The 24,718-nt window shown below is 27.5% G+C and carries 22 protein-coding genes and 1 pseudogene; 4 read left to right on the forward strand and 19 right to left on the reverse strand.

Going from position 1 to position 24,718, the window contains the following annotated elements; translation table 11 throughout:
* Window positions 1–56 precede the first annotated feature (56 nt).
* Entirely contained in the window at window positions 57–1,085 is a 1,029-nt protein-coding gene (locus tag ACFIJ5_RS15900; RefSeq protein ID WP_379808756.1) for a sensor histidine kinase, read from the reverse strand.
* On the reverse strand, window positions 1,082–1,756 hold the full coding sequence (locus tag ACFIJ5_RS15905; RefSeq protein WP_379808758.1) for a response regulator transcription factor: 675 nt from the start codon (window positions 1,754–1,756) through the stop codon (window positions 1,082–1,084). The genes ACFIJ5_RS15900 and ACFIJ5_RS15905 overlap by 4 nt, the downstream gene beginning before the upstream one ends.
* Window positions 1,757–1,972: 216 nt before the next feature.
* On the opposite strand from ACFIJ5_RS15905, the gene ACFIJ5_RS15910 reads away from it, so the two are divergent.
* The gene (locus ACFIJ5_RS15910; RefSeq protein WP_379808760.1) at window positions 1,973–2,713 is read left to right on the forward strand and encodes a glycerophosphodiester phosphodiesterase; all 741 of its coding nucleotides are present in this window, start codon (window positions 1,973–1,975) and stop codon (window positions 2,711–2,713) included.
* Window positions 2,714–2,802: 89 nt separating this feature from the next.
* Here the strand turns inward: ACFIJ5_RS15910 and ACFIJ5_RS15915 are convergent, their stop codons facing one another.
* The 11 genes and pseudogenes from ACFIJ5_RS15915 to rbsK all read right to left on the reverse strand — a co-directional run bounded on the left by ACFIJ5_RS15915 (window position 2,803) and on the right by rbsK (window position 14,937).
* Entirely contained in the window at window positions 2,803–3,099 is a 297-nt protein-coding gene (locus tag ACFIJ5_RS15915; RefSeq protein WP_379808762.1) for a hypothetical protein, read from the reverse strand.
* Window positions 3,100–3,311: 212 nt separating this feature from the next.
* On the reverse strand, window positions 3,312–4,238 hold the full coding sequence (locus ACFIJ5_RS15920; protein ID WP_379808764.1) for a hypothetical protein: 927 nt from the start codon (window positions 4,236–4,238) through the stop codon (window positions 3,312–3,314).
* Window positions 4,239–4,270: 32 nt separating this feature from the next.
* Window positions 4,271–4,837: a histidine phosphatase family protein gene (locus ACFIJ5_RS15925; protein ID WP_379808766.1), complete on the reverse strand. Its 567-nt coding sequence runs from the start codon at window positions 4,835–4,837 to the stop codon at window positions 4,271–4,273.
* A 124-nt stretch (window positions 4,838–4,961) separates the two neighbouring features.
* The gene (locus ACFIJ5_RS15930) at window positions 4,962–6,029 is read right to left on the reverse strand and encodes a mannose-1-phosphate guanylyltransferase (protein WP_379808768.1); all 1,068 of its coding nucleotides are present in this window, start codon (window positions 6,027–6,029) and stop codon (window positions 4,962–4,964) included.
* A 357-nt stretch (window positions 6,030–6,386) separates the two neighbouring features.
* Window positions 6,387–8,405, reverse strand: coding sequence for a methyl-accepting chemotaxis protein (locus tag ACFIJ5_RS15935; protein WP_379808771.1), 2,019 nt, complete (start codon window positions 8,403–8,405; stop codon window positions 6,387–6,389).
* Between the two features lie 428 nt (window positions 8,406–8,833).
* Window positions 8,834–9,836, reverse strand: a pseudogene (locus ACFIJ5_RS15940) (LacI family DNA-binding transcriptional regulator).
* 148 nt (window positions 9,837–9,984) lie between these two features.
* Window positions 9,985–10,899, reverse strand: a complete 915-nt coding sequence (gene rbsB, locus ACFIJ5_RS15945) for a ribose ABC transporter substrate-binding protein RbsB (protein ID WP_379808773.1) — start codon at window positions 10,897–10,899, stop codon at window positions 9,985–9,987.
* A 72-nt stretch (window positions 10,900–10,971) separates the two neighbouring features.
* A complete protein-coding gene (locus tag ACFIJ5_RS15950; protein WP_379808775.1) occupies window positions 10,972–11,904 on the reverse strand; it encodes an ABC transporter permease subunit in 933 nt (310 codons plus the stop codon).
* 100 nt (window positions 11,905–12,004) lie between these two features.
* Complete coding sequence (locus tag ACFIJ5_RS15955; RefSeq protein WP_379808777.1) at window positions 12,005–13,507, reverse strand: sugar ABC transporter ATP-binding protein; 1,503 nt, start codon at window positions 13,505–13,507, stop codon at window positions 12,005–12,007.
* Between the two features lie 13 nt (window positions 13,508–13,520).
* Window positions 13,521–13,916, reverse strand: a complete 396-nt coding sequence (gene rbsD / locus ACFIJ5_RS15960) for a D-ribose pyranase (RefSeq protein ID WP_379808779.1) — start codon at window positions 13,914–13,916, stop codon at window positions 13,521–13,523.
* Window positions 13,917–14,010: 94 nt separating this feature from the next.
* A complete protein-coding gene (rbsK, locus tag ACFIJ5_RS15965) occupies window positions 14,011–14,937 on the reverse strand; it encodes a ribokinase (protein WP_379808781.1) in 927 nt (308 codons plus the stop codon).
* A gap of 236 nt (window positions 14,938–15,173) precedes the next feature.
* Between rbsK and ACFIJ5_RS15970 the strand changes: the two genes are divergently transcribed.
* The gene (locus ACFIJ5_RS15970; RefSeq protein ID WP_379808783.1) at window positions 15,174–16,103 is read left to right on the forward strand and encodes a transposase; all 930 of its coding nucleotides are present in this window, start codon (window positions 15,174–15,176) and stop codon (window positions 16,101–16,103) included.
* Window positions 16,104–16,477: 374 nt separating this feature from the next.
* Here the strand turns inward: ACFIJ5_RS15970 and ACFIJ5_RS15975 are convergent, their stop codons facing one another.
* The 3 genes from ACFIJ5_RS15975 to ACFIJ5_RS15985 form a co-directional block, all read right to left on the reverse strand.
* A complete protein-coding gene (locus ACFIJ5_RS15975) occupies window positions 16,478–16,951 on the reverse strand; it encodes an NUDIX hydrolase (RefSeq protein ID WP_379808785.1) in 474 nt (157 codons plus the stop codon).
* A gap of 195 nt (window positions 16,952–17,146) precedes the next feature.
* Complete coding sequence (locus ACFIJ5_RS15980) at window positions 17,147–17,557, reverse strand: arsenate reductase/protein-tyrosine-phosphatase family protein (RefSeq protein WP_379808787.1); 411 nt, start codon at window positions 17,555–17,557, stop codon at window positions 17,147–17,149.
* 240 nt (window positions 17,558–17,797) lie between these two features.
* A complete protein-coding gene (locus ACFIJ5_RS15985) occupies window positions 17,798–18,484 on the reverse strand; it encodes a TVP38/TMEM64 family protein (RefSeq protein WP_379808789.1) in 687 nt (228 codons plus the stop codon).
* Window positions 18,485–18,737: 253 nt separating this feature from the next.
* On the opposite strand from ACFIJ5_RS15985, the gene ACFIJ5_RS15990 reads away from it, so the two are divergent.
* Window positions 18,738–20,126, forward strand: a complete 1,389-nt coding sequence (locus ACFIJ5_RS15990) for an IS4 family transposase (protein WP_379802854.1) — start codon at window positions 18,738–18,740, stop codon at window positions 20,124–20,126.
* A gap of 460 nt (window positions 20,127–20,586) precedes the next feature.
* Window positions 20,587–22,608, forward strand: coding sequence for a methyl-accepting chemotaxis protein (locus ACFIJ5_RS15995; protein WP_379808791.1), 2,022 nt, complete (start codon window positions 20,587–20,589; stop codon window positions 22,606–22,608).
* A gap of 268 nt (window positions 22,609–22,876) precedes the next feature.
* Here ACFIJ5_RS15995 and ACFIJ5_RS16000 read toward each other — a convergent pair whose 3' ends face one another.
* Genes ACFIJ5_RS16000 through modA form a run of 3 tightly spaced genes read right to left on the reverse strand, consistent with a single transcriptional unit; the run spans window position 22,877 to window position 24,508 of the window.
* Entirely contained in the window at window positions 22,877–23,023 is a 147-nt protein-coding gene (locus tag ACFIJ5_RS16000; protein WP_379808793.1) for a Rid family hydrolase, read from the reverse strand.
* Window positions 23,024–23,068: 45 nt separating this feature from the next.
* Complete coding sequence (gene modB / locus ACFIJ5_RS16005) at window positions 23,069–23,731, reverse strand: molybdate ABC transporter permease subunit (RefSeq protein ID WP_379808795.1); 663 nt, start codon at window positions 23,729–23,731, stop codon at window positions 23,069–23,071.
* A gap of 6 nt (window positions 23,732–23,737) precedes the next feature.
* Window positions 23,738–24,508: a molybdate ABC transporter substrate-binding protein gene (modA, locus tag ACFIJ5_RS16010; RefSeq protein ID WP_379808797.1), complete on the reverse strand. Its 771-nt coding sequence runs from the start codon at window positions 24,506–24,508 to the stop codon at window positions 23,738–23,740.
* Window positions 24,509–24,718 lie beyond the last annotated feature (210 nt).

A 24,718-nucleotide genomic window follows, 5' to 3' on the forward strand; every position in this document is an offset into this window, starting at 1 on the left:
CTTTAAAAATAGCCGTTCCATCAATTCAGATGACAATTTAAGGATTAATATTACATTTATGTCACATTTAAATAATCACATATTTTATAAAAAACTATAGTAAACTCTGTATATTGTGAAACCTGGGAAGACACTTCTATCTTATGATTTAATTTTGAAATCATTTTTTTTACAATATAAAGACCCATACCTGTAGACTTAGTAGTTTTTCTTCCATTATCTCCGGTAAATCCTTTATCAAAAATTCTCTGTATATCCTTATTCGGTATACCCAAACCATCATCTCTTATTAAAAGCCTTATACTTTCTTCATCTTCTTTTGCATAAATTTGAATTTTACCATTTTCACTCACATACTTACAAGCATTATTTATTATCTGGTCTAATATATATGAAATCCATTTTTTATCTGTAAACACATTAAAATCTAAATCATTTATTTCTAATTCTATTTTTTTATTTATAAAAAATGTAGCATTATTCTTAACTACACTCTTAACCAACCTTTGAAGATTCATTTCCTCTACAGTAAAATCTTCTGAATAATTGGAAGCTCTACTAGTATACAATACTTGATTAATTAAAAATTTTATTCTTTCAAGTTCTACTCTAAGTTCCTCTGAAGCTGTATACATGTTCTCTTCTTGCTCTATTTTATCTGCTATAAGTTCACACACTGAAATTGGTATTTTGATTTGATGCACCCACTTTGCCATATAGTCATTTATCTCTTCTAAATCTTCCTTTAACTTTCTTGAATTCTTTGTCATTTCATGATTTTTGCAATTTATTATTTTCCTTATTAGATATTGTTCTAACTTATCACCTTCTGGAACATATTTATCTATATTTGTTCCATTATAAAGAGCCTCTTTTAAATCTTTATAATTTTTTTTCCACTTTATATAGCCTGCTATTAAAAATGTAAATGAAATTGAAAATATAAGTATATTCATATACATAAGATCATAAATAGATTTACTTAAAGGTACACTAGTTATTAGAATTAAATTTATAATTAAAACTACTAAAATAAAATGTAAGATTGTCCAAAATAAATCTTTTATATATTTAAAAAAACTCATGGTATCATATATCCTTGAGATTTTTTAGTTACTATAAAATTCTTCAATCCTACATCTTCAAGCTTTTTTCTAAGTCTATTTACATTTACAGTTAGTGTATTTTCACTTATAAAATATTCACATTCCCAAAGTACTCTCATAATTCTTTCTCTAGATATTATTTTTCCTTTATTTTTCATAAACAAATGTAACATTTTAAATTCATTTTTAGTAAGCTCTATTTTCTCATTATTATAGCTTAAACTTCCATCGTTTATATTCAAAATAGCTCCATTACATTCTATTATTTGTCCCTTATCTTCTCCATAAGAATAAGTTCTTCTAAGTACAGCTTGGATTTTAGCTAACAATACATCCATAGAAAAAGGTTTTGTTACAAAATCATCTCCTCCCATGTTAACTGCCATTATTATATCCATATTACTATCTCTAGAAGATAAAAATATAATTGGTACTTTAGACATATTTCTTATTTGTTTACACCAATGAAAACCATCAAAACAAGGTAGATTTATATCCATGATTACTAAATGAGGATTATAATTTGCAAATTCCTCTAAAATATTTTCAAAATTTTTTATAGAAGCTATATCAAATCCCCATTTTGAAATTCTTTCTCCTATTTTACAGCAAAGTGATTTATCATCTTCTACTATAAGTATTTTATACATATTTACACCTCATTACATTTGAATTTTTTAATAAAATATTATCATTAATATACATAATTTTCTTGTATTCCTCAGGTTAATTATATAAAAATTGGGGACAGTTCACAAATTTTAGTTATTTAAAACTAAAATTTATGTTGATTTTTTAATGGAGGATATTTATTTTGTATTATAGAATTTAATATTTATCTAAGCAAATTAAAGGGAGGTATATATATGTCTTTTACTAAAATTCAAGCTCATCGTGGAGCATCTGGTTATGCTCCTGAGAACACCTTAGCTGCTTTTAAAAAAGCTATAGAAATGAAGGCTGATGGTATAGAACTAGATGTTCATTTATCTAAAGATGGATACCTTATAGTAATGCATGATGAAAAAGTAGACAGAACCACTAATGGCAAAGGTATGATAAAAAGTTTCACCCTAGAAGAATTAAAAAAATTAGATGCAGGTTCTTGGTATAGTAAAGAATTTAATAATGAAAGAATTCCTACATTAGAAGAAGTTTTAAAATTGATAAAACCTACTTCTCTATTTATAAACTTGGAAATAAAAGCAGGATACAGATTATATCCTAATATAGAGGAAAAAGTTTTAAATATGTTAGAAAAATATGATATGTTAGAACGTTCAATAATATCTTCTTTTGATCATTACTCTTTAGTAAAAATCAAACAATTAAATTCTAAAGTTAAAACTGGTATGCTTTATATGTCCTCTTTATTTGAACCTTGGGATTATGCTAAATCTATAAAAGTAGATGCTCTTCATCCTTACTATATAACACTTACTAAAGAATTTATAATGGGTGCATACTCTCATAATTTAGCTATAAACACATATACCGTAAATGAAGAGTCTGCAATTAAACAATTAGCACAAGGTAAAATATCTGGATTAATTACTAACTATCCTGATAAAGCAAAAAAAATAATTTCTTCCATACAAGGAGATTAATATATGAAAAAAACAAAGTCTATAAATACGTAATACAAATGTACTTATAGACTTTCTTTTTTCATTAACATATAGACATTTCATTTTCATCATATTTTTTTGTAGTGTCCATCAACAACTTTGTAAGGCACTAAAACAATAGGTTGATTTGCTGGTGTAAACAAATCTATACCTTCTTGGTCTTCGTCTGGTCTAAAATATTTCTTACCGAATTTCTCTACTATCCAACCTTTAGTTCCAACTGGAATAGACCCATAATTACCTTTCTTTTCTATTGATTCTAAAGTTGGATATGTACCTGCTCTTCCCCCTAACATAGTAGCAGGAACATAACATACTTCATTAATTTCAACTCTATATAAATCATTCCTTGTAAAAAAAGACATAATATAACCTCCTCACTCCTCTTTTGAATATTATTACTCTAAAAAAATTATGTGACAGCTGCTGTCCTAGTAATGATTTATATTAAGTTTATATTATTATTAACTCCGCTTTAATACATGGTGGTTGAAAAATACAAACTCTTGTCTTAAATGTCTAAATTTCAGCCTAAAATTTCTTTATAACTCAATTTTTATAGTAAAAATTTTACGCTTTATGCAGACCATTTAAATCCACCTGGTGTATTTGGAGAATTAGGAGTTGTTGGACTTTGAGGAGTAAATCCTCCATATACTACAAATTTCAAATCTCTAGCAGCATTAAAATATTCCTGTTGATTAAATGGACTTAATCTATTGTATATGACTCCTGCCTGAGGATTGTGAAGTTTATTGTAGTAGTAATATATCTCATTAGCTAACATATAAGTTGGGTATTCTCTTCCCTGAAGTTTAAAATTTGCTACATATGGTTCAAAAATATGTGTATATTCAGGTGGAATATATATAAGCTTATCTTTATTATTTTTTCTAACACAATTAATAGTTAGAGCTTCTTTTGTAGTACTACTCCAATGTTTTTTAGCCTCTACACAATTATAGGCACAATAAGAATTTGCAAGAATTATATACTTATATTTAGTAGGTAATTCTTTTAACCTGTCTATAGCCCTATTAAACGGAAAATATAAAACTATTTTATCGTACATAGAATAATCCTTTTCCCAAATATCTTTTGCACTAAGAATTTTAGTTATAGAAGCTACTACATTGTAATCAGGATTTTTATCTTTAATATATATTGCTAATTTATCACTATTTACTATAAAATCTTTAATACCTAATTTAAAATAATAATCTAATTTTTCTTTTGACATTAACTTATCTTCTTGAAACAATACAGCAGGTCTATATCCTCTTTTTTCTATTTCATATATGCATTTCGTATACTCTTCTCTTGTTTTAGGAACTGTGTATGTATCATACTGTCTTTTCACATTTTCAACATGACTTCTAGCATTAGTACTATCTTCTTTGAAAGGAGATAGAAATAAAAACTCTATCCAATTTTTATCTATTTTTTCATCTAAAAAATTTAAAAGTTCCAAATCAAAATTAAAAGGGATTTCATATTTTTTCAACTTTCATCGCCTCACACGTATATGTCAAAATTTTATTCATGTATAATAAATTCCTCTATATTAATTGCCTTTGTACCTTGAAAATCAATACACACAATAAATGGCATTAAATGCTTTATCCTTTGAAATTGACTATGATCAAAATTCTTATCATAATAATTTATTATAGTACTCAATGCTGTTCCATGGGTTCCAATCACAATATTCTTATCTTCATTTTCAATTAATATTTTATGTAAAGCCGCTATATTTCTTTTTTGGACTTCATTTAGACTTTCACCATTAGATAATTTATAATCAAAATCCTCCCATTGTCTCTGCGCAAATGTGTTAAAATCCTCTATCCAACCATCTGAAACTGCTCTTTCCCTAAAATCATCTATAATATCAATTTCTAAATTTGATTTATGTGCAAAATCTTTTACCGTATCAAAAGCTCTTTTATATGGACTTGAAAAAACTTTATTTATATTTTTATTTATCAAAAATTCTGTTACTCTTTTACAATCCTTAATTCCTTCTTCATTAAGTGGTCGTGTTAAATCATCATGTATTGAAAAATCTGGTTTGGCATGCCGCACAAAATATACTTTAGTCATAACCTGTCCCCCTATCTTATAATCACTTTTTTAATTATACCACTGCCATTACCAAATTTTAAATATAGCTTCAAATAAAAATTCCAGAGGCTTTTCTAAAAAGAATCACCCCTGGAATTTCTCATTATAGATATTCACTTAAATCTTTATTGTCTTTCATTTTGTTTACTAAGTATTTAAGTTCTTGATCCTTATTCTTATCCATAACTAATATTACATCATTTGAATCTACAATCACTAAATCTTTTATTCCAAATCCTATTATGAGTTTTCTATCTCCAAATATAGAACAATTTTCACTTTGCTCCATAAATGCATTTCCACTTATATTATTTCCTCGGTAATTTGATAAAAATCTACTCAATGACTCAAAACTTCCTATATCATCCCATACGAAATTACACTTTATAACATAGGCTTTTCTCGTCTTTTGCATTATTCCAAAATCAACAGATATTCCTTCTATAAGTTCATACTGTTCGTCTGTTACTTTGTCTTCTTCTTCCGTATCTATTGCTTGATATATTGTCATAAGTCTTTTATATGTCTTTGGTAAATATTTTTCCATCTCCCTAAGGAATACATCTGCTCTCCATACGAACATTCCACTGTTCCAGAGATAAGTTCCATCTAAAAGTAAATCTTTTGCTACCTCAAGATTTGGTTTTTCTAAAAACCTTTCTACTTTATAAGTTGGTATTCTACTGTTTATTCTTTCGGCATATTTTATATACCCATAACCTGTTTCTGGTCTTGTAGGCTTTACCCCTATTGTTACAAGACCTCTCCTTCTCTGCACTGTTTCAACTGCTTGTTTCATTGTATCATGGAATTCATTTACTTTCTCTATATGGTGATCTGAAGGTAAAACTATCATAGTTGCATCTTTATCTCTCTTTAACAGCTTCACTGCAGAAAGACCTATACAGGTAGCGGTCTCTTTATTACTAGGTTCAACAAATATATTGTCTCTATTTATTTCAGGAACTTCATTACATATGGATTCATAATATTCTTTGTTGGTTACAATATAAATATTTTCACTATTTACTAACGGTTTTATTCTATCTACCGTATTCCTTAAGAAACTTTTATTATTTATGACCTTTAAAAACTGCTTAGGATTACTGTTCCTAGACAATGGATAAAGTCGTGTTCCTTTTCCTCCTGCCATGATTAGTGCATATAACACTTACAAACACTCCAAATAAATTGCTTAATATATTATATAAATATGTAGACATGGTCAATGTTGTGATTTAAAATCTACATAGATTTATATTAATATCTATTTTTAATATTTACATCTTTTAAAATATAAAGCCTTAGCATACAATATTACTTGCTAAGGCTTAAATTTCTATATATACTATTTTTTATTTCATATTTATATTATTCAACTTTCACAGTAAAAAAATACTGCTTAGCGAAGGGAAATGATATTTTGCGTAAGAAACATTTGAACAAAGTTTACAAGTTCTAAGCAAGATATCATTTCCCGTAGCGGCTATTTTTTACCTGCGAAAGTTGAGTATATTGCTATTTAAATTTATTCAACTTTAAATTTTTCTACAAGCTCTGTTAAATTTCTTGAATTCTCTGCATTACAATTTGTTTCTGATAGAACTTCATCACTCTTATGGTTAACTTCTGATATATTTTCAGCTATTTCACAAGAAGATCCTGCTACCTGTTGTACTGAAAGAGCAACTTCTTCCATACTTTTAGATATTTGATCTATAGAAATAGATATGTTACTAGAAACATCAGCAAAATTTTCAATTATATTTTTGAAAGTTATTCCGTCCTTATTATACTCTTCACTGATACCTATTAATTTTTCATAATCCGCAAATACATCCTTTTCTAAAATACTCAACATATATTTTGAAGCATCAGAAAGTTCATTAACCGAACTTAATACTTTTTTAACATTATTTTGTATATTTCCTACCGCACTAGAAGATTGTTCTGCAAGTTTTCTAACTTCTTCAGCTACAACTGCAAATCCTTTTCCATGCTCTCCTGCTCTAGCTGCTTCAATTGCTGCATTGAGTGCTAATAAATTTGTTTGTTCTGAAATTGATAATATACTATCTGCCATTTCAGATATATTTTTAACAACTTTTACACCTTCTATTGCACTTTCTAATTTATGTTTAGATTGTTTATATACATCATCGATATTTTCTTTTGACTTCAAAGCTTCTTTATTAATTGTATTAGCTTTCTTCTCTATATTTTTAGCTAAATTCAATCCATTTTCAGCACTTTTATTTACATTATCTGCATCTTCTTTTACTGCTGATGCCATGGATGTAACTTCCTCAGTAGATGCTGAAACTTCCTGCATACTTGCAGAAATTTCTTCTGATGCAGCTGCTACCTTCTCTACTTCTTCATTTATTTTTTCAAATGCTACCTTTACTTTATTTGTACTTTCTAATGTGTTTTCACTTCCATCTTTTACTTTACAAATTATTTTTGAAAGCATGTGAGTAGCTTCATTTAGTGACTTAGAAGTTTGTCCAAATTCGTCACTTAAGTTTAAATCAGTTTTATATTTTAAATTACATAATTCTAATTGTTTAGTGTGTTCTCTCATTTTATATAAAGGTTCTTTTATTTTCTTTGAAATAAATGATCCAATTAGTAGCCCTAAAATTATAAAAATGAATGTAAATATTAGTTGTTTATACTTTAAACTCTCAACTACATCAAATATTTCATCTTTAGGAACTGATAATCCTAAAAACCATTTAGTATTAGGTATAGGCTCATATGCCATAAATTCTACTTTATCATTATACCTATAACTTCCAAATCCTTTTTCTCCATTTATCATCTTTTTGCCTAATTCTGCAAACTCCTTTAAATTTTCATCTTTTTTAGCGCCTTCTATATCATTTGCTCCTTTTAAAACTAAATCAAAATTTCTAGCTGCTACATATGTTCCTTTTTCATTAATTATAAAAGGACATCCATTTTCCCCTACTTTTACACTTTTAACTACCTTATTCAAATCTCCTAAATCAAAAACTCCTACTAATGCCCCTTTTACTGTATCATCTTCACCTTTGATTGGTACATATATATCTACAATTTCAATATTGTCTGCTTCACTAAAAAATGGATCTGTAATCACTTCATTTCCTTTCATAACTTCTGAAAAATATGAACTGTCCCTTATATTTATTACAGAATTATTTTCAAAAGTAGTACAATTTCCTTTAGAATCCACTACTTTAAATCTTTTAAATCCCCAATTTTCAGCTTCACCTTCAAGTTCATCTTTTTGTTCTTCTAATTTCATAGATTTAACTCTAGGCCATGTTGCAACAGAATTTAAACTGTTTGCTCTTGTATTTATTTCTTTTTTTAATAATTTACATACATCCTCTGTTCTAGATTGTAAATTCTTCCTTATATTTTGTTCTAAAGCCGTTGATGCACTTTTGTAAGATATTATACTTAAAACACCACAGGCTACAATTAATAATATTAAAATTTGCATCATTATCTTAATTGTAATAGAACTTGAAATTTTAGATTTGTATTTACTATTCATCTTTAATCACCCCTTTGGCTAAATGTCTATTTTTATTTAGTATTTATGTTTGCATATATTTTAGTTTTAAAACTTATATATACACCTCATATATTTTTCATACGTAATTTTAATATAATATGTCATATATTTTGATTTATTACCTATTATATAACATAATTGTATAAAATATAACCAATTTTCCTAAAATAATTTATTTTTTGATATTATTTATATTTAATGGATTATTATTCATAAAATTATGTATAAATATAGTTAATTAAATAAACAGATGTGGGGACAGGTGATTTTTTCTATCGAGCTTCAACAGTCAATATGCACCCATTTTGGGCTCACAAATAACAAAAACTATGCCTAAAAAAGCATAGTTTTTGTTTAAATATTCAAATTTTTCAATATTTCACTGTATTCTTTTTAGAACTTTTTTGTTATCGTACTGTATCTCTTTCAACGAGTTCCGGTTTTAAATATATAACCTTATTTTCTTTTTCTGTTCCATTTATTATATTCACTATAAGTTTACAAGCTTCTTCGCCCATATTATATATTGGCTGTCCTATAGTAGAAAGTTCTGGTTCTAAAAGTACTGATATATTTATATTATCATAACCTAATACTGATATGTCCCTCGGTACTTTATATCCATTTCTTAAAAGAAATTTCATACCACCAAGAGCCATAACATCACTACTATAAAATATAGCATCTACCTTCTTGCCTAATTTTAATATTTTTTCCGTACTTAGAAGACCACCATTTATAGTAAACTTATCTTCAAAAACTAAATCTTTATCATATATATCAAGTTTTTGCGCAATGTTTTCATAAGCATCAAATCTAAGATTTGATATTTTTAAGTTACTTGGTCCTTTTACAAAAGCAATATTTCTTTTACCTTTGTTATATAAATATTTTACTCCAATCTCAATTCCATCTTTATTTGAACAAAATACGCCACTATATTTTTTATAAGACTCTACATACCTATCTACTATAACAAAAGGAATCTTATTATCATCAAGTATTTTCAAATTTTCTTCACTATTTCCTCCTGATACAAAGATAACTCCGTCTACTAACTTACTTATTAAAAGTTTAACGTATTTCTTCTTCTTTTCTAATACTATTATAAGAGTTACATAGTATAACGTTATAGTTAAGTTTTTCTGCTGTATCCTCTATAGCTTTCACCATTTCAGCAAAAAATGGATTTTCTATATCTGGAAGTATAACTCCTATAGTTTGTGTTTTCTTAGTACTTAAACTTCTCGCTATAGTATTAGGTATATAATTCAACTCTTTAGCTGTTTGTAATACCTTCTCACGAGTTGAGTCACTTACATTTATATCTTTATTATTAAGAACCATAGATACAGTGGTCTTTGAAACCCCTGCTAGCTTTGCTATATCTGTCAATGTTGCCTTAGCCATAACTTCCTCCCAAATAAATTTATTGTCATTATTATACCATAATCAATTTTATATATTAATTAAAAAACAAATTATGAGAAACTCTTTATTAAATTTTATATTTTATATCTGCAATAAAGAAAGTTTCTCATAACTTTACTAAGCTATTTTATTTTTTGAAAACCTTTAACTCAGCTGGTATCTTAGATTGTACTTTTTCTCCTTTTATAATCTTAACTGCATTATCTACACCCATTTCTCCCATAACTGATGGTTGTTGAGCCATAGTTGCTGCCATATTTCCTTTTTTAACTGTATCTTTAGCATCTCCGGTTCCATCAAAACCTACAACTATAACATTTTTATTTGCAGCCTTTAAAGCTTTTACAGCGCCTAGAGCCATTTCATCATTATGTGCAAATACTGCATCAAATTTTGGAGTTGCTTGAATTATATTTTCCATAACAGATAAGCCCTTTTGTCTATCAAAATCTGCTGGTTGACTTGCAACTACTTTTATATTAGACTTTCCATCTACAACTTTATGAAATCCTTCTCCTCTATCTCTTGTAGCTGAAGCACCTGGTAAACCTTGAAGTTCAACTATCTTTATTTCTTTCTTATCTTTTAAACTATCAAGTATGAAATCAGCTGCCATGCTTCCTCCTTTAACATTATCAGAAGCTATATGACATGCTACAGTTCCTCCGTTAGACTGTCTATCTAATGTAATAACTGGTATTTCACTGTCATTTGCTACTTGTATAGCGTTTTTAACAGCATCACTGTCTGTTGGATTTACTAGAACTGCTCCTACTCCTTGTTGAACAAGATCTTCTACATTTGATCTTTCTTTTGCAGGGTCATTTTGAGAATCTAATACTACTAGTTCATAACCTAAAGCTTTTGCTTTCTTTTCAGCTCCCTCTTTCATAGATACAAAGAATGGATTGTTTAATGTTGAAACTACCATACCTATTTTGTTTTTACCTGCTGATTTTTTTTCTCCACAACCGGTAAATCCTACTACCATAAGTGCTGATGTTAATGCTAATGCCAAAAATTTCAAACTTCTTTTCTTCATAATACATTTCCTCCTGTCCTATTTTTTAACTACTAGTTCATACAACTATGTAACTTTTTAAGAGCTGTCCCCTTATTTTCTAGATTTCTTATCTATTAATACTGCTATAAGTATAACTGCACCTTTTACTATAGATTGATAGAATGGGGATACATTCATTAAGTTTAGTCCATTGTTTAGAACTCCTATTATTAAAGCACCTATTATTGTTCCTATTACGCTTCCTTCTCCTCCTGAAAGGCTTGTACCACCTATTACTACTGCTGCTATAGCATCAAGTTCAAAACCTGAACCTGCATTTGGAGATGCTGAACCTATTCTACTTGTAACTATAACACCACTTACTGCTGCTGCTATACCTGATACTGCATATACTATAGTTTTTATCCTATCTGTATTTATCCCTGAAAGTCTTGCAGAATCTTCATTTCCACCTAAAGCATACAAATATCTTCCGAATCTAGTTTGTGATAAAACATAGTAAGCTATTAGAACTATAATCAAAGTTATCAATACTGGTACTGGTAATAATCCTAATTTTTTATTTCCTATAGTTCCAAAAGTCCCACCTAATCCTGATATTGGAGTACCATTAGTAAATACATAAGTAACACCTCTAAATATAGTCATAGACGCTAATGTTACTATAAAAGCTTGTACCTTTCCTTTTGAAACTAATATACCATTTAGTAACCCTACAACTGCTCCTACTACTACCGCTGCTAAAATTGCTAAAAATACATTACCTGAAGTTTTAATTATTGATGCCGCACAAGCACCACTTATAGCTAATATAGATCCTACTGAAAGATCAATTCCTCCTGTTAATATAACAAAAGTCATACCTACTGCTATAACTGCATTTACAGAAATTTGTGTTAACACATTTGTTATGTTTGCTAAAGTCAAAAATCTTGGTGTTATTATTGATATTATTATGCATAAAGCTAAAAATCCTATAAGTGATTTATATTTACACAAATTTTTCTTTACACTTTCTTGCATATCAATTACGCCTCCTCTTTGGTATTAATTCGCGTCAATTCATTTCTTACTACCCAATTTATATTTTTTTATTTTTATAATTCTTCAATGTTAATTTATCTTAATTCATTCCTACTGCTAACTTCATTATTTCTTCTTGTGTTGCCTTATCTCTAGACAATTCTCCTGATATTTTGCCTTCACTCATAACCATGATTCTATCGCTTATTCCTAGTACCTCTGGCAAATCTGAAGATATCATTATAATTGCTTTTCCCATGGACTTTAATTGATTTAAAAGTTCATAAATTTCTTTTTTAGCACCTACATCTATACCTCTTGTTGGTTCATCTATTATAAGAACCTTTGGAGCTAATAAAAGCCATTTTGCTAATATAACCTTTTGCTGATTTCCTCCACTGAGATTTTTAATAAGTTGCTCTTTGTTTGGGGTTTTTACTTTTAATTTTTTTATATATTCTTCTACATCTTTAGATTCTTGGGCTTTATTTAAACTTTTTATCTTTGTTTCATATTTTTCTAAATTACTTAATGTTATATTTTTTGCTACAGACATTGATAAAACTAAACCTTCTTTTTTCCTATCCTCTGACAAGTAACATATACCATTATTTATTGCATCCTTAGGGCATTTTATATGTACATTTTTACCTTCTACATATATTTCTCCACTATTATGTCTGTAACCACCAAATATAGTCTTTGCAAGTTCTGTTCTCCCTGAACCCATAAGACCAGCTACCCCTAAAATTTCACCAGCTCTAACTTCAAAAGTTGCATTCTTAACTTTATTTTCATAACTTAAATTATCAACTTTAAGAATAACGTCTCCTTTTTTCTCTTCTCTATAAGGAAATTGATCTTCTATAGTTCTGCCAACCATCATTGCTATAAGCTTATCATTATCTATTTCTTTCACTATTTCTTCTCCAACATATTTTCCATCTCTTAAAACTGTAACTCTATCACAAATTTCAAAAATTTCTTCCATTCTATGTGATATATATATTATTGCTAATCCTTTTTTCTTAAGATTATCTATAACCTTAAATAATTTTTTTGTTTCTACATCAGTAAGAGCTGTAGTTGGCTCGTCCATTATTATTATTCTTGAATTTTTAGTAAGAGATTTAGCTATTTCTATCATTTGCATTTCACCAACATTTATATCTCTTACTAAAGTATTTGGATCTATATTACATCCGATTTGCTCCAAAAACATTTTACTTCTCTCTATAAGAAGCTTTTTGTTTATCTTTCTAGTAAATTTATCAAATTTTTCATTACCTAAAAATATGTTTTCTGCAACAGTGAGACTAGGAATAACACTTAATTCTTGATGTATTATGGTAATTCCTAATTTTTCTGCTTCTTTTATACTCTTTATTTCTACCTCTTTACCTTCTACAAATATGTCACCTTCGTCTTTTTTATAGACTCCACTTAATATTTTCATAAGAGTAGATTTTCCTGCACCGTTTTCTCCCATAAGAGCCATAACTTCTCCACCATATGCAGTAAGATTTACATCTTCAAGAGCTTTTACTCCTGGGAAAGACTTGGATATGCCTTTCATATTCAACATAGGAATTTTCTTATTCATTCTCATTCCTCCTTTAAAAAACAACTCCAGATTTAAGTATTATATTTGAATATGGAGTTTGTTCGCCTGTTCTTATTACTGCCTTACACTCTTTTAACATTTTCTTTAATTGTTCATGAGATACAAAATTTATTTTTACATCTTTTAAATTCTTTTTTATTTCTTCGTACATCTTTGGATTCACATCTTCTGTCTCTGCAGCAATTATTGCTTCTTCTACTTGAAGTTCAAGAAGAACTGCCTTTAAAGTATCTATGAATCTTGGAAGATCTTTTATAAGAGCTAAGTCTATTCTTCTAGTTTCATTTGGTATTGGTAAACCACAATCTCCTATAGCTATGCTGTCTGTATGTCCCATTTTAGAAATTACTTCTGATATTTCACTATTTAACAATGCTGTCTTTTTCATTTATTTGTCCTCCTCAATTGATAAACTAAGATATTTTTTAAATTTTTGCCACTAGCCTTACTATAATTTAAACTATATTTTTTCATATCTTACTTTATACTTCATATGTGTGGATTACTTCTTTTAAATAAGGTATAGAAGGTTGTGCCCCTTCTCTTTGAACTGCTATAGATGACACCTTATTTCCAAATTCAACTGATTGCACTACATTATCTTTTGTTAATTCTCCTACATCTATTTTTGAACTAAAGCCACCTATAAAACTATCTCCTGCGGCTGTAGTATCAATAGCATCAACCTTATATGCTGGAACTATATCAGCTGTGTCTTTGGATATCACTGCAGCTCCTTTATCTCCTAATGTTATAATTGTCCATTTAACACCTTTTTCTATAAATTTCTCTGCTGCTAATTTTGCAGTTTCCAAATCTTTAACTTCAATTCCTGTAAGTACACACGCCTCTGTTTCATTTGGAACTATTATATCTGTATATTTAAGTAATTCTTCCTTTATTTTTTTTGCTGGAGCTGGATTTAATATTGTTATCTTGTTGTGCTTTTTAGCTAATTTAAAAGCTTGTATTGTCATATCCTCAGGAGTTTCAAATTGTGAAATTACAATATCACAATTATTTATAAGCTTTTCTGTACTTTTAATTTCTTCTGAATTTATTGTCATGTTAGCACCTGAAACAACTATTATAGAGTTATTTCCAGCATCATTTACAGTTATTATAGCTGTGCCTGTAGGCTCTTTATTATCTTTAAAAATATATTCTGTATTTATACTGTCTTTTTCAAGTTCTTTTGTTAGAGTTAAACCGTTTTCATCGCAGCCAATTTTAGAAATCATATAAACCTCTGCACCGCTTCTTTTAGCTGCTACTGCCTGATTGGCTCCCTTTCCTCCTGGAATTTTTTCCATAGACTTTGATAAAATCGTTTCACCAACCTTAGGCATATTTTTTACCTTTAAAACCATATCCATATTCATACTACCTAAAACGCATATCTTATTCATAACTACTCTCTCCTTTTAGTAAAACGGTTTACTTAACCGGTTAACTATATACTACTCCTTTTGTAAACGTTTTGCAACATTTTTTTGGGGACGGTTCATTTATTAGTTAAGCAAATCTTAAAGAAATCAAAGGGACAGATCAATCTTAAAATAATTTTTTCTAATTGAAAATTGATTATTCTTCATTACTTTTGTCAATAATCTTAAATAAAAATATTAATAAAGGAGAGATTGTTATGAGCAGAACAGCTAGAATTAAACTTGAAGATGGAATTTATCACATAATATTTAATGGAGTAAGTGAAATTCATTTGTACGAAAATAATAGAGATAAAAATAAATATATGGAGCTTATTAAAAAATATGAAACTAAGTTTCATTTCAAGGTATATGCCTATTGTCTTATGACCACCCATGGCCATTTATTAATTGATTCTAATGGAGCTGACGTTAGCCAATTTATGCATGATGTAAATCAATCTTATGCCCAATATTATAATAACGCCCATAAAAGAAATGGTCATAAAAGGAAAGGACATGTTTTTCGTGACAGATTCAAAAGTAAATTAGTAGATGCTGATTCTTATCTATTAACCCTTTCCGCTTATATTCACAAAAATCCTAAAGATATAAAAAAATATAGAAATTGCATAGAAGAATATAAATATTCAAGTTTAGGAGTATATTTAGGATTAAGAAAAGATCCTTTTAATATTCTTGATGAAGATTATATTATGCAATTTTTTAATACAAATGTAAAAAAAGCTAGAAAAGCTTATTCAGAATTAGTATTTCGTTGTACTGATAAACTACTTAAAAAAAGTGCTGAATTTCAAGATGAAAAAACTGAATATAGAAGTGAAAGACATATTATAAAAAGATCTTTTAGTCCTGAGGAAATATTAGCTTTTCTTTCTAAATACACTGGTATGCCTGAATGGCAAATTGTTTTAAAAAATAAAAGATGTAATACAAAAAATAAGGCTTTATATGTATTTATGTTAAAATGTTTGTGCTGTTTAGAAGACAAGGATATATGCGAAATTCTTGGAAACATAACTCAATCACGTGTTTCTACGCTTTGTTCTATGGGTATTGATATTGTGCTGAAAGATGATAAATACAAAAATATTATTAATGATTTTCTTGATTCAAAAACTAGTTAAAAGTTAAATTTTATATTATTTAAACTAATTAGTTGAAATTTTTATATTAAATTAATTTATACTTTTTAAATAACCTTTATCTGAACTTAATTATAAAATTTAAAAATTTTATGGAAATAATGATTTTAGAATAATTTCAAAAATTTTACCTTACTTGTTATTTTGTTTTATAGAAAATAAGGACAAGCTATATTTTCTCTTAATATTACAAAAAAATATCTCATCCTTAACTTATTATAGAATATGCATTCAAGTAATTATTTAAAAGCTAACTGATTCTCTGCATTAAATTCTTTTTAATTTTAATAAACTGTCCCTTTATTCTAAAATTTTAAATACATTTTCCAATTTAATTTTTTATGATAAATATATTATTATGATTTATAAAACTCTACATTATGATTTATCAAATTTCCATTTTCGTAAATAAATTTTGCAGAAAAAAATTCCTTATTCTCAAATAACCACTTAATGAATATCCTGTCCCCCTCCCAGGAAGGCATATCCAAAACCTTTGAGTTATCTATCCATTTAAGATTTCCTTCATCTGATTCTATTAGTTCACCTTCATACTTATTGGATGTAAACAAAAATACATACCAATCTTCATTATCATTAAATTTTGGAAAAGTCATAACTCCTCTTAATTTTGGTTTATTTATAGTTAAACCAGTTTCCTCTTTAACTTCTCTAATTATACATTCCTCTGGTGTTTCTCCTTGTTCTAATTTTCCACCTACACCTACCCATTTACCTTCATGCATATCATTTTGCTTTTTTACACGGTGAAGTAAAAGAGTTTTATCATTGTTTTTATCTTGTATGTAACATAACGTTCCTAATTTCAATTTGGTCATCTCCTTGAAAACAAACTTAGTTCATACTTCATTTTAGCACTTATTTCCTTTAACTGAATAAAATAATATGGGGACAGTTAATTTAAATATTAAAACTAGCATTCTTTATTTTTAATATTTAGAATAAAAAAACAGAAATTTATAATCATTTTCTGATTTTAAACTTCTGAATTTTTATATAACATATTATAAAATTATTTCTTTTTTTCTTATTCTTTCTGATAATTCCTTAACCTTTTTTTCAATTATTTTTGCTATTTTAATAAATTCCTCATCACTCTTGCCAGTAGGATCTTCCAAGCCCCAATCTTCTATATGCTTTGCTGGTAAAAATGGACAAACAACATTACAACCCATTTTTATTGCAATATCCACTTTAGGTATATCTTCAAGCAATTTTGAACGTTGAGTTTCATTCATATCAATTTCGTACAGTTTCTTTATTATTCTTACAGCATCCTGATTAATTTGTGGTTTTATCTCTGTGCCTGCAGAATATGATTCAAAGATATCCACTGCAAATATCTTTCCTAATGCTTCTGCCATTTGAGACCTACATGAATTGTGGACACATATAAATGCTACTTTTGGTTTCATACTATCAACCTCCGTAAACAATCTTCATTATATTAGATACATATTATTAGTTTACAAATATGATTATATTCACGTATACTCATATAATAATTTACATAATTTATTTTGTCAATTATAAATTTAAAGGATATTTAATTAAAATAAACTTACTTTAAATTAAATATCCTTTATTAAAATCAATTACATAACATTGAATTCTCCAACTTGTATTGTTTTATTTGTACGACTTTAAATATATTTTTATTGACTATCTTTCATTTCAGTTTTTTTAGTAATATAAGTTTTTTTTCTTTTGTTAAATATACATGAAATAGTCATAGTTATACTAGCCACTATAATTATCGGTATTACTATTTTAATAGAAGGTTTTCTAAGTAAATCACATCCCATATATGAATAACATATTGTCTCTGGTATAACTCCTAACAATGAACCTATCATAAAATCTCTATATTTTATCTTTGTTAATCCACAAGTATAACTTAATGGATCAAAAGGTAGTATAGGTGGAAGTCTTAGAAAAAATATTATTTTAAAACCATTTTTCTCAATACTTGAATCTAACTTTAACATTTTACCCTTAAGTATTCTTTCAACAAAAGATCTTCCTAAAAATCTTGATAGGAAAAATGCTAAAGTTCCTGAAAGAAAAAAACCTATCATATTAAAAACAAACCCTTTTATTGGTCCAAAAATTACTCCACCTACTACAGATAGCATTGCTGATGGAATAACTAACACTATTGGTTTAAGAGCATATATTGCAATAAATGAACAGAATGCAAGTTCACCTGATCGATTAATATATCTTATAACACGGTGAATATTTATATGTCTTAATTGATGTCTATGTATAAAAATAAATAAAACAATAATACTTACTATCAAAATACATAATATATCTCTTATTGTTAATTTCTTTTTCATATCAAATAAAATCTCCTTTTATAAACTCTCCTATAATATATTATCATTATATCATTATATTTTCTACAAAATTCTATATGTGGTAATACTTCAGAGACAACTCAATTCCTATTTAATACTTATTTTATAACTCAACTTTCGCAGATAAAAAATAAGGCGAAAGCCTGTAAAATAAACGCATAAAGCAAAGAAACATTCCTTTTGGTATAATAGAATTGCTAAAAACATAACACCAAAGAAAGGAATGTTTCTTATGAACACTATTATACCAAATGATAACAAAGATAAACAACTGAATTTTACTATAAATAGATTTTTTAAAGATAACAAAATTGGATCTATTCTTAGAAAATGTAATTTTTCAAAGCAAAAAGGTTTTTCTTGTATTACAGTATTTAAATATATATTTACTCTTATTTTCACAGGTAAAAATCTTTTTCGTACTTTTGAGAGTAAAAAGAATATCAACTTTTCAAAAGATGTCATCTATAGGTTCCTTAATTCTCCTAATTTTAATTGGAGAAAATTTTTACTCATACTTTCTTCATCAATTATCAGAAATGTAATCATTCCGCTTACATCTAAAGATAGAGTAAATGTCTTAATAGTAGATGATTCTTTGTATAGTAGAAATAGAAGTAAATCTGTTGAACTCCTTGCAAATGTTCATGATCACGTTACAAGAAAATTTGTCAAAGGCTTTCGCCTTCTTACACTTGGTTGGTCAGACGGTAATACTTTTTTGCCTCTTGGATTTACTCTTCTTTCTTCTGAAAAAGAGAAAAATAGAATTTGCCCTCAAAATGAATCTATTGATAAAAGAACTAATGGTGCTAAACTCCGTAAGGAGGCTATTTTAAAATCACCTTCAGCTATGATGTGTTTACTTAAACAAGCTGCTAAATATAAAATTCCTGCATCATATGTTCTTTTTGATAGCTGGTTTACGTATCCCAAAATTCTTATACAAATTTTACAACTTAAACTTAATACTATTGCTATGGTTAAAGCAATGCCAAGGGTTTACTACAATTACAATGGTAAGCTTTTAAATCTTAAAGGACTTTATGCTAGTTTAAAAAAGAAACGCGGTAGAGCTAAAATTCTTTCTTCTGTAATTGTAGGTATTGGTTCTGATGAAAATGGCAATGAAGTAAAAGCAAAAATTGTATTTGTAAGGGATAGAAATCGAAAAAGAAACTGGCTTGCTTTGATTTCTACTGATATATCTTTAGACGATAATGAAATCATAAGAATTTACGGTAAACGCTGGGATATAGAAGTTTTTTTCAAAATGAATAAATCTTTTTTAAAGCTTGTTAAAGAGTTTCAAGGACGTTCTTATGATTCCATGGTTTCTCATACGTCTATAGTTTTTACTAGATATATCATGCTTGCTTTAGAAAATCGTAAAAATAATGATGTACGAACTATTGGTGGATTTTTTTATCAATGTTGTGATGAACTTCAAGATATCCAATTTTGTGAAGTAATGCGTATCATTATTGATATTTTAAAAAATGTTTTATCTGAAAAACTTCTTCTTTCTAAGGAGCTTATCGACTCAATAATAGACAATTTTATTACTGCTTTGCCTTGTTATATCAAGGAGAAGTTGGTCTTTTTCTCCTGCGAAAGTTGAGTTTATAATAATAAATTTTTTATTCCTTTTTCTTATATCTACAAGATTAATAATTTCCTTTTTTAATTACCTGTCCCCCTTTTTTAATATTTCTTAATTACTTCTCTTTATTTATTTTTTAATGATTTGTATTTATATTTTTAGAATTTAAATTTTCAATAATGAATTATGGCTTATATCCATATACTTTTTAATTACCTGTCCCCAAGTATTTATATTTATTCTTTAATAATTTATACCTATATTTATATTGTTAATATTTAAATTTTTAATGAACTGTCCCCAATATTTTTAACAAGAACTGTACCTAATGTTTTCTTCTAAAGTAAATATAATCGAATGATTCCATAAAAAATATATGTAACTTTATGTATAACTTTAAGATATTTTATAAAGTAATGCGCTTTTTTGTCGATAACTAAATAAAATCAATTAACTAGAAAGGAGTACAAAACTTTTTATGAAAATCTTCAAAACTTTATCTTTTAAAAAAGGAATAAAATTCAAATTGATAACAATGTGTATTTTATTGGTTTTTACTTCGTTATCTGTTTTAGGTATAATGTCAACTTTTAAAACTAGAAATATTCTAAAATCAGATCTTGAAAACTCTACACTAGAAATGGTAAAACAAAATAAATCCACTATATCTTATTATCTAAAAAACTATGAAGATGCACTAAAACAAATGTCTCATGAAGCTAATATACAAGAAATCATATCACATCCTGAATACTCATCCTGGATGGTAAAAAATTTACAAGCCTTCATGAAAGGACATGAAAATATTTTATCTATTTATTTGGGTACTAAAAATAAGAATATGCACATGTATCCAGCATCTGATTTTCCAAAAGACTATGACCCTACTACTAGGCCATGGTATAAAAAAGCAGTTGAAGAAAATAAACTTATATGGACTGATGTTTATAAAGATGCATTTACTGATAAGTTAGTCATAACAGCTGCCGTACCTGTTTATAATTCTTCCAATAATAATGATTTTATTGGAGTACTAGCTATAGATATACCTCTCGATGCCTTATCAAAAGAAATAAATTCTATTAAAATAGGTAAAAAGGGATACATACTTATAGTGGATAATTCTGGTAAAGTTATAACTCATAAAAATAAAGATCTTATATTAAAAACTCTACCATCAAAAGAAATTTTAAAAGCTACAAAAGAAAAAAAAGAAGGATACTTAGAATATGAATGGGACGAGAATGGAACTAAAATAGATAAATTTGCAGCATTTACTAAACTTGATAAAGTAGGCTGGAATATAGTTGGTTCTATGTATACTGATGAAATTGATGAAAGTGCTAGTAAAATATTAAATCTTGCTGTAACTGTTGGCCTATTAACTTTAATCATAGGTATTTTAATAACAATAGTCTTTGCAAATAAATTAACAAAACCTATTAAAATTCTTGTAAAAGATATGGAAAAAGTTAAACAAGGAGACTTTTCTGTAAGATGTAATGTAAAATCTAGTGATGAAATAGGTGAACTATCAAAAGACTTCAATGTTATGCTTGAATCTATAGGAAACTTACTAGATAATGTAAAAGCTGTGTCTTTAGAATTAACAGATTCTTCTCAAACTCTAGCAGCTACTGCAGAAGAAACTAGTGCTTCAGCTGAAGGAATTTCACAAGCTGTTGAAGGAATAGCTAAAGGTGCTACTGAGCAAGCTTCTGATGCAGAAAAAGGTGTTAAGGTTACTTATAGTTTATCTGAAAAATTTAATACTTTATCAAATAACTCAAAAGAAATGGAGTCTGCTACTAATGCAGTAAACGCTACAAATATGAATGGACTTAAAGTTATAAATCAATTAGATAGTAAAACAAGTTCTAATGAACAAGCTATCAATAAAATTGAAACTGCAATAATTGAATTGGACAGTAAAGTTAACAGCATAAGTTCCATACTTGATACTATAAATTCTATCTCAGAACAAACTAATTTATTGGCATTAAACGCCTCTATTGAAGCTGCAAGAGCTGGTGAAGCTGGTAAAGGTTTTGCAGTAGTTGCTGATGAAATTAGAAAACTTGCAGAAGGTTCTCATTCTGCAACTGATGAAATTAAGCAAATAATCTCAAATATTCAAACTGACAGTAAAAACACTGTACAAATAATGAGTGAAGTTAAACAAATTACAAATGAACAAACTGGTGCTGTTACAGAAGTTAATGCTTCTTTTGATAAAATTTCTTCTTCTATAAGAAACATTACAGAAAAAATTCAACTTATAACTCAATCTATTAATGAATTGAATGGAGATAAAAACGAAATAGTATCTTCTATTGAAAATATATCTGCAATTTCAGAAGAAACAGCAGCTTCCTCCGAAGAAGTTACAGCTTCAATACAACAGCAAACTGCAGCAGTTGAAGAAGTAGCTAATTCTGCTGACAAACTAAATGAACTTGCTATGAAACTTAATCAACAATTAGATAAATTCAAAATTTAAATTATTAATTAACTCAACTTTCGCAGGTGAAAAATAGTCGCTACGGGAAATGATATCTTGTATATTTTCTTTGTATGTGATGAATTATTATTATCCAATTGGATAATACCTCCTTTGATTTTGGATTGGCTAGCGAAACCATATCCACTTTATCAAAGCGAGGTATTTTTTTTCATAAAAGATTAGTTAAGTAGTACTACTAATCCTTAAATAAATATTTTTAAACTTTAGCTAAAGTAAAAATTCAACATAAATATTTAAATGACCACTATTCTGCTAAAGCTATTACTTTTATTTCTATTTTTGCATCTTTAGGAAGTTTTCCTACTTCAAAACAATATCTATCAAGATAATTTTCAATAAAATAAGATGAATGTGCCTCATTAACTGCTGCAAACTTATAATATTGTTGCAATACAAAATCAGTTAAAACTTAGACTAATCAGTTATTGAACAACCTTTAATATGTATTCTTAGATTTCAAAACATAATTCAATATAAATATAATAGTAAAACTTATAGATATAACTATAAACATCAACGTATTTGCAGTAAATTTGTCACCATTTTCTACAGCATAATATATAGCCATTGGTATAGTCTGAGTCTTTCCTGGAATATTACCTGCTACCATTAAAGTAGCTCCAAATTCACCAAACGCTCTTCCAAATGAGAGTATTAAACCACTTAATATACCTTTTATACTTAAAGGAACAGTTATTTTCCAAAATATTTGCCATTCATTTGCACCCATAACCCTTGCAGCTTCTAAATATATAGGATTTACATTTAAAAACGCACCCTTAGCACTTTGATACATTATGGGAATAGATACTACAAATGCTGCTAATACTGCTGCCTTCCAACTAAATATTAAACTTATATTAAAATACTTATATAATATGGATCCTAATATTCCTTTCTTCCCAATAAATATTAAAAGCATATATCCTACTACAGATGGCGGTAAAAACAAAGGTAATATAATAAATGCTTCCAATATCCTACTTCCCCTAATTTCATATTTTGTAAAAATTCTAGCTAATCCTATTCCAATGAAAAAACTAATTATTACAGCCATAGATGTTATTTTCAATGAAATAAAAACAGAATCTATAACCATACTAATTTAATTCTCCTTAACTTCAAAATTATATTTTTTCAAAATATCCCTACACTTTTTATTATTTAAGTATTTTATGAATTCGTTACTTAATTCTTTATTTTTACTTTGTGATAAAATAGCTGATGGATATATTATTTCTTTATGACTACTTTGTGGAACTTTATAAGCTACATAACTGTTTTTTAAATTAACAGCATCAGTATAATAAACAATACCTGCTTCAGCTTCGCCTTTTTCCACATAATTTAATACTGCTTTTACATTTTTAGCATAAACAAATTTATTATTAAACTCATTCCAATATTTTAGATTCTGAAGAGCTTCTTTAGCATACTGTCCGGCTGGTACAGTACTAGTTTCTCCAATTGCTATTTTTATATCTTTACCTTTTAACTTATCAATAGACTTTATATCTTTTTTATAACTATTTGAAACTATTAATACTAACGAATTAGTAAACATATCTTTTTCTGAATTTTTATCTATTAAATCTTTTTCTTTTAATGCATTCATTTGTTTTTTACTTGCAGATATAAATACATCTACTGGAGCTCCTTGTTCAATTTGCTTTTGAAGCGCTCCTGAACTACCAATATTTATATTTAACTTTATATTTTTTTCTTTTTCAAAAACATTCTTGATCTCCTCTATAGGTTCCTTTAAACTTGCTGCCGCACTTATAGTTATCTCTTTTGTTTCTTTATTACTACTACAACCTATCAATCCAAATAATGCAACAATAATAAATATACCTAAAAAAATTTTTCTTTTCATGTGTATCCCCCATATAAATATAAGATTTTTGTCCTGCAAAAATTAAATTACTCACTCAACTTTCCCATTTTAAAAATACTGTCTAGCGAAGGGAAATGATATATTGCGTAAGAAACATTTAGTATCAATTAATAATTAATAATTAATAATAAAGGTTGATTTTTGCTTTAGCAAAAATCTTAAATTATATGTTAGTTATTTTGCCCTAAG

This window comes from Haloimpatiens myeolchijeotgali (assembly GCF_042688525.2).
In the GTDB taxonomy this organism is placed as follows: domain Bacteria; phylum Bacillota; class Clostridia; order Clostridiales; family Clostridiaceae; genus Haloimpatiens.

Excerpts from the sequence above, each read along its gene's own strand:
- ACFIJ5_RS15995 (WP_379808791.1), top strand. The coding sequence starts at position 20,587 with ATGAAAATCTTCAAAACTTTATCTTTTAAAAAAGGAATAAAATTCAAA.
- ACFIJ5_RS15935 (WP_379808771.1), bottom strand. The coding sequence starts at position 8,405 with ATGAATAGTAAATACAAATCTAAAATTTCAAGTTCTATTACAATTAAG.
- ACFIJ5_RS15910 (WP_379808760.1), top strand. The coding sequence starts at position 1,973 with ATGTCTTTTACTAAAATTCAAGCTCATCGTGGAGCATCTGGTTATGCT.
- ACFIJ5_RS15970 (WP_379808783.1), top strand. The coding sequence starts at position 15,174 with ATGAGCAGAACAGCTAGAATTAAACTTGAAGATGGAATTTATCACATA.
- modA (WP_379808797.1), bottom strand. The coding sequence starts at position 24,508 with ATGAAAAGAAAAATTTTTTTAGGTATATTTATTATTGTTGCATTATTT.
- ACFIJ5_RS15950 (WP_379808775.1), bottom strand. The coding sequence starts at position 11,904 with ATGCAAGAAAGTGTAAAGAAAAATTTGTGTAAATATAAATCACTTATA.
- rbsB (WP_379808773.1), bottom strand. The coding sequence starts at position 10,899 with ATGAAGAAAAGAAGTTTGAAATTTTTGGCATTAGCATTAACATCAGCA.
- ACFIJ5_RS15905 (WP_379808758.1), bottom strand. The coding sequence starts at position 1,756 with ATGTATAAAATACTTATAGTAGAAGATGATAAATCACTTTGCTGTAAA.
- ACFIJ5_RS15955 (WP_379808777.1), bottom strand. The coding sequence starts at position 13,507 with ATGAATAAGAAAATTCCTATGTTGAATATGAAAGGCATATCCAAGTCT.
- modB (WP_379808795.1), bottom strand. The coding sequence starts at position 23,731 with ATGGTTATAGATTCTGTTTTTATTTCATTGAAAATAACATCTATGGCT.
- ACFIJ5_RS15925 (WP_379808766.1), bottom strand. The coding sequence starts at position 4,837 with ATGACTAAAGTATATTTTGTGCGGCATGCCAAACCAGATTTTTCAATA.
- rbsK (WP_379808781.1), bottom strand. The coding sequence starts at position 14,937 with ATGAATAAGATATGCGTTTTAGGTAGTATGAATATGGATATGGTTTTA.
- ACFIJ5_RS15985 (WP_379808789.1), bottom strand. The coding sequence starts at position 18,484 with ATGAAAAAGAAATTAACAATAAGAGATATATTATGTATTTTGATAGTA.
- ACFIJ5_RS15980 (WP_379808787.1), bottom strand. The coding sequence starts at position 17,557 with ATGAAACCAAAAGTAGCATTTATATGTGTCCACAATTCATGTAGGTCT.
- ACFIJ5_RS15900 (WP_379808756.1), bottom strand. The coding sequence starts at position 1,085 with ATGAGTTTTTTTAAATATATAAAAGATTTATTTTGGACAATCTTACAT.
- ACFIJ5_RS15915 (WP_379808762.1), bottom strand. The coding sequence starts at position 3,099 with ATGTCTTTTTTTACAAGGAATGATTTATATAGAGTTGAAATTAATGAA.
- ACFIJ5_RS15990 (WP_379802854.1), top strand. The coding sequence starts at position 18,738 with ATGAACACTATTATACCAAATGATAACAAAGATAAACAACTGAATTTT.
- rbsD (WP_379808779.1), bottom strand. The coding sequence starts at position 13,916 with ATGAAAAAGACAGCATTGTTAAATAGTGAAATATCAGAAGTAATTTCT.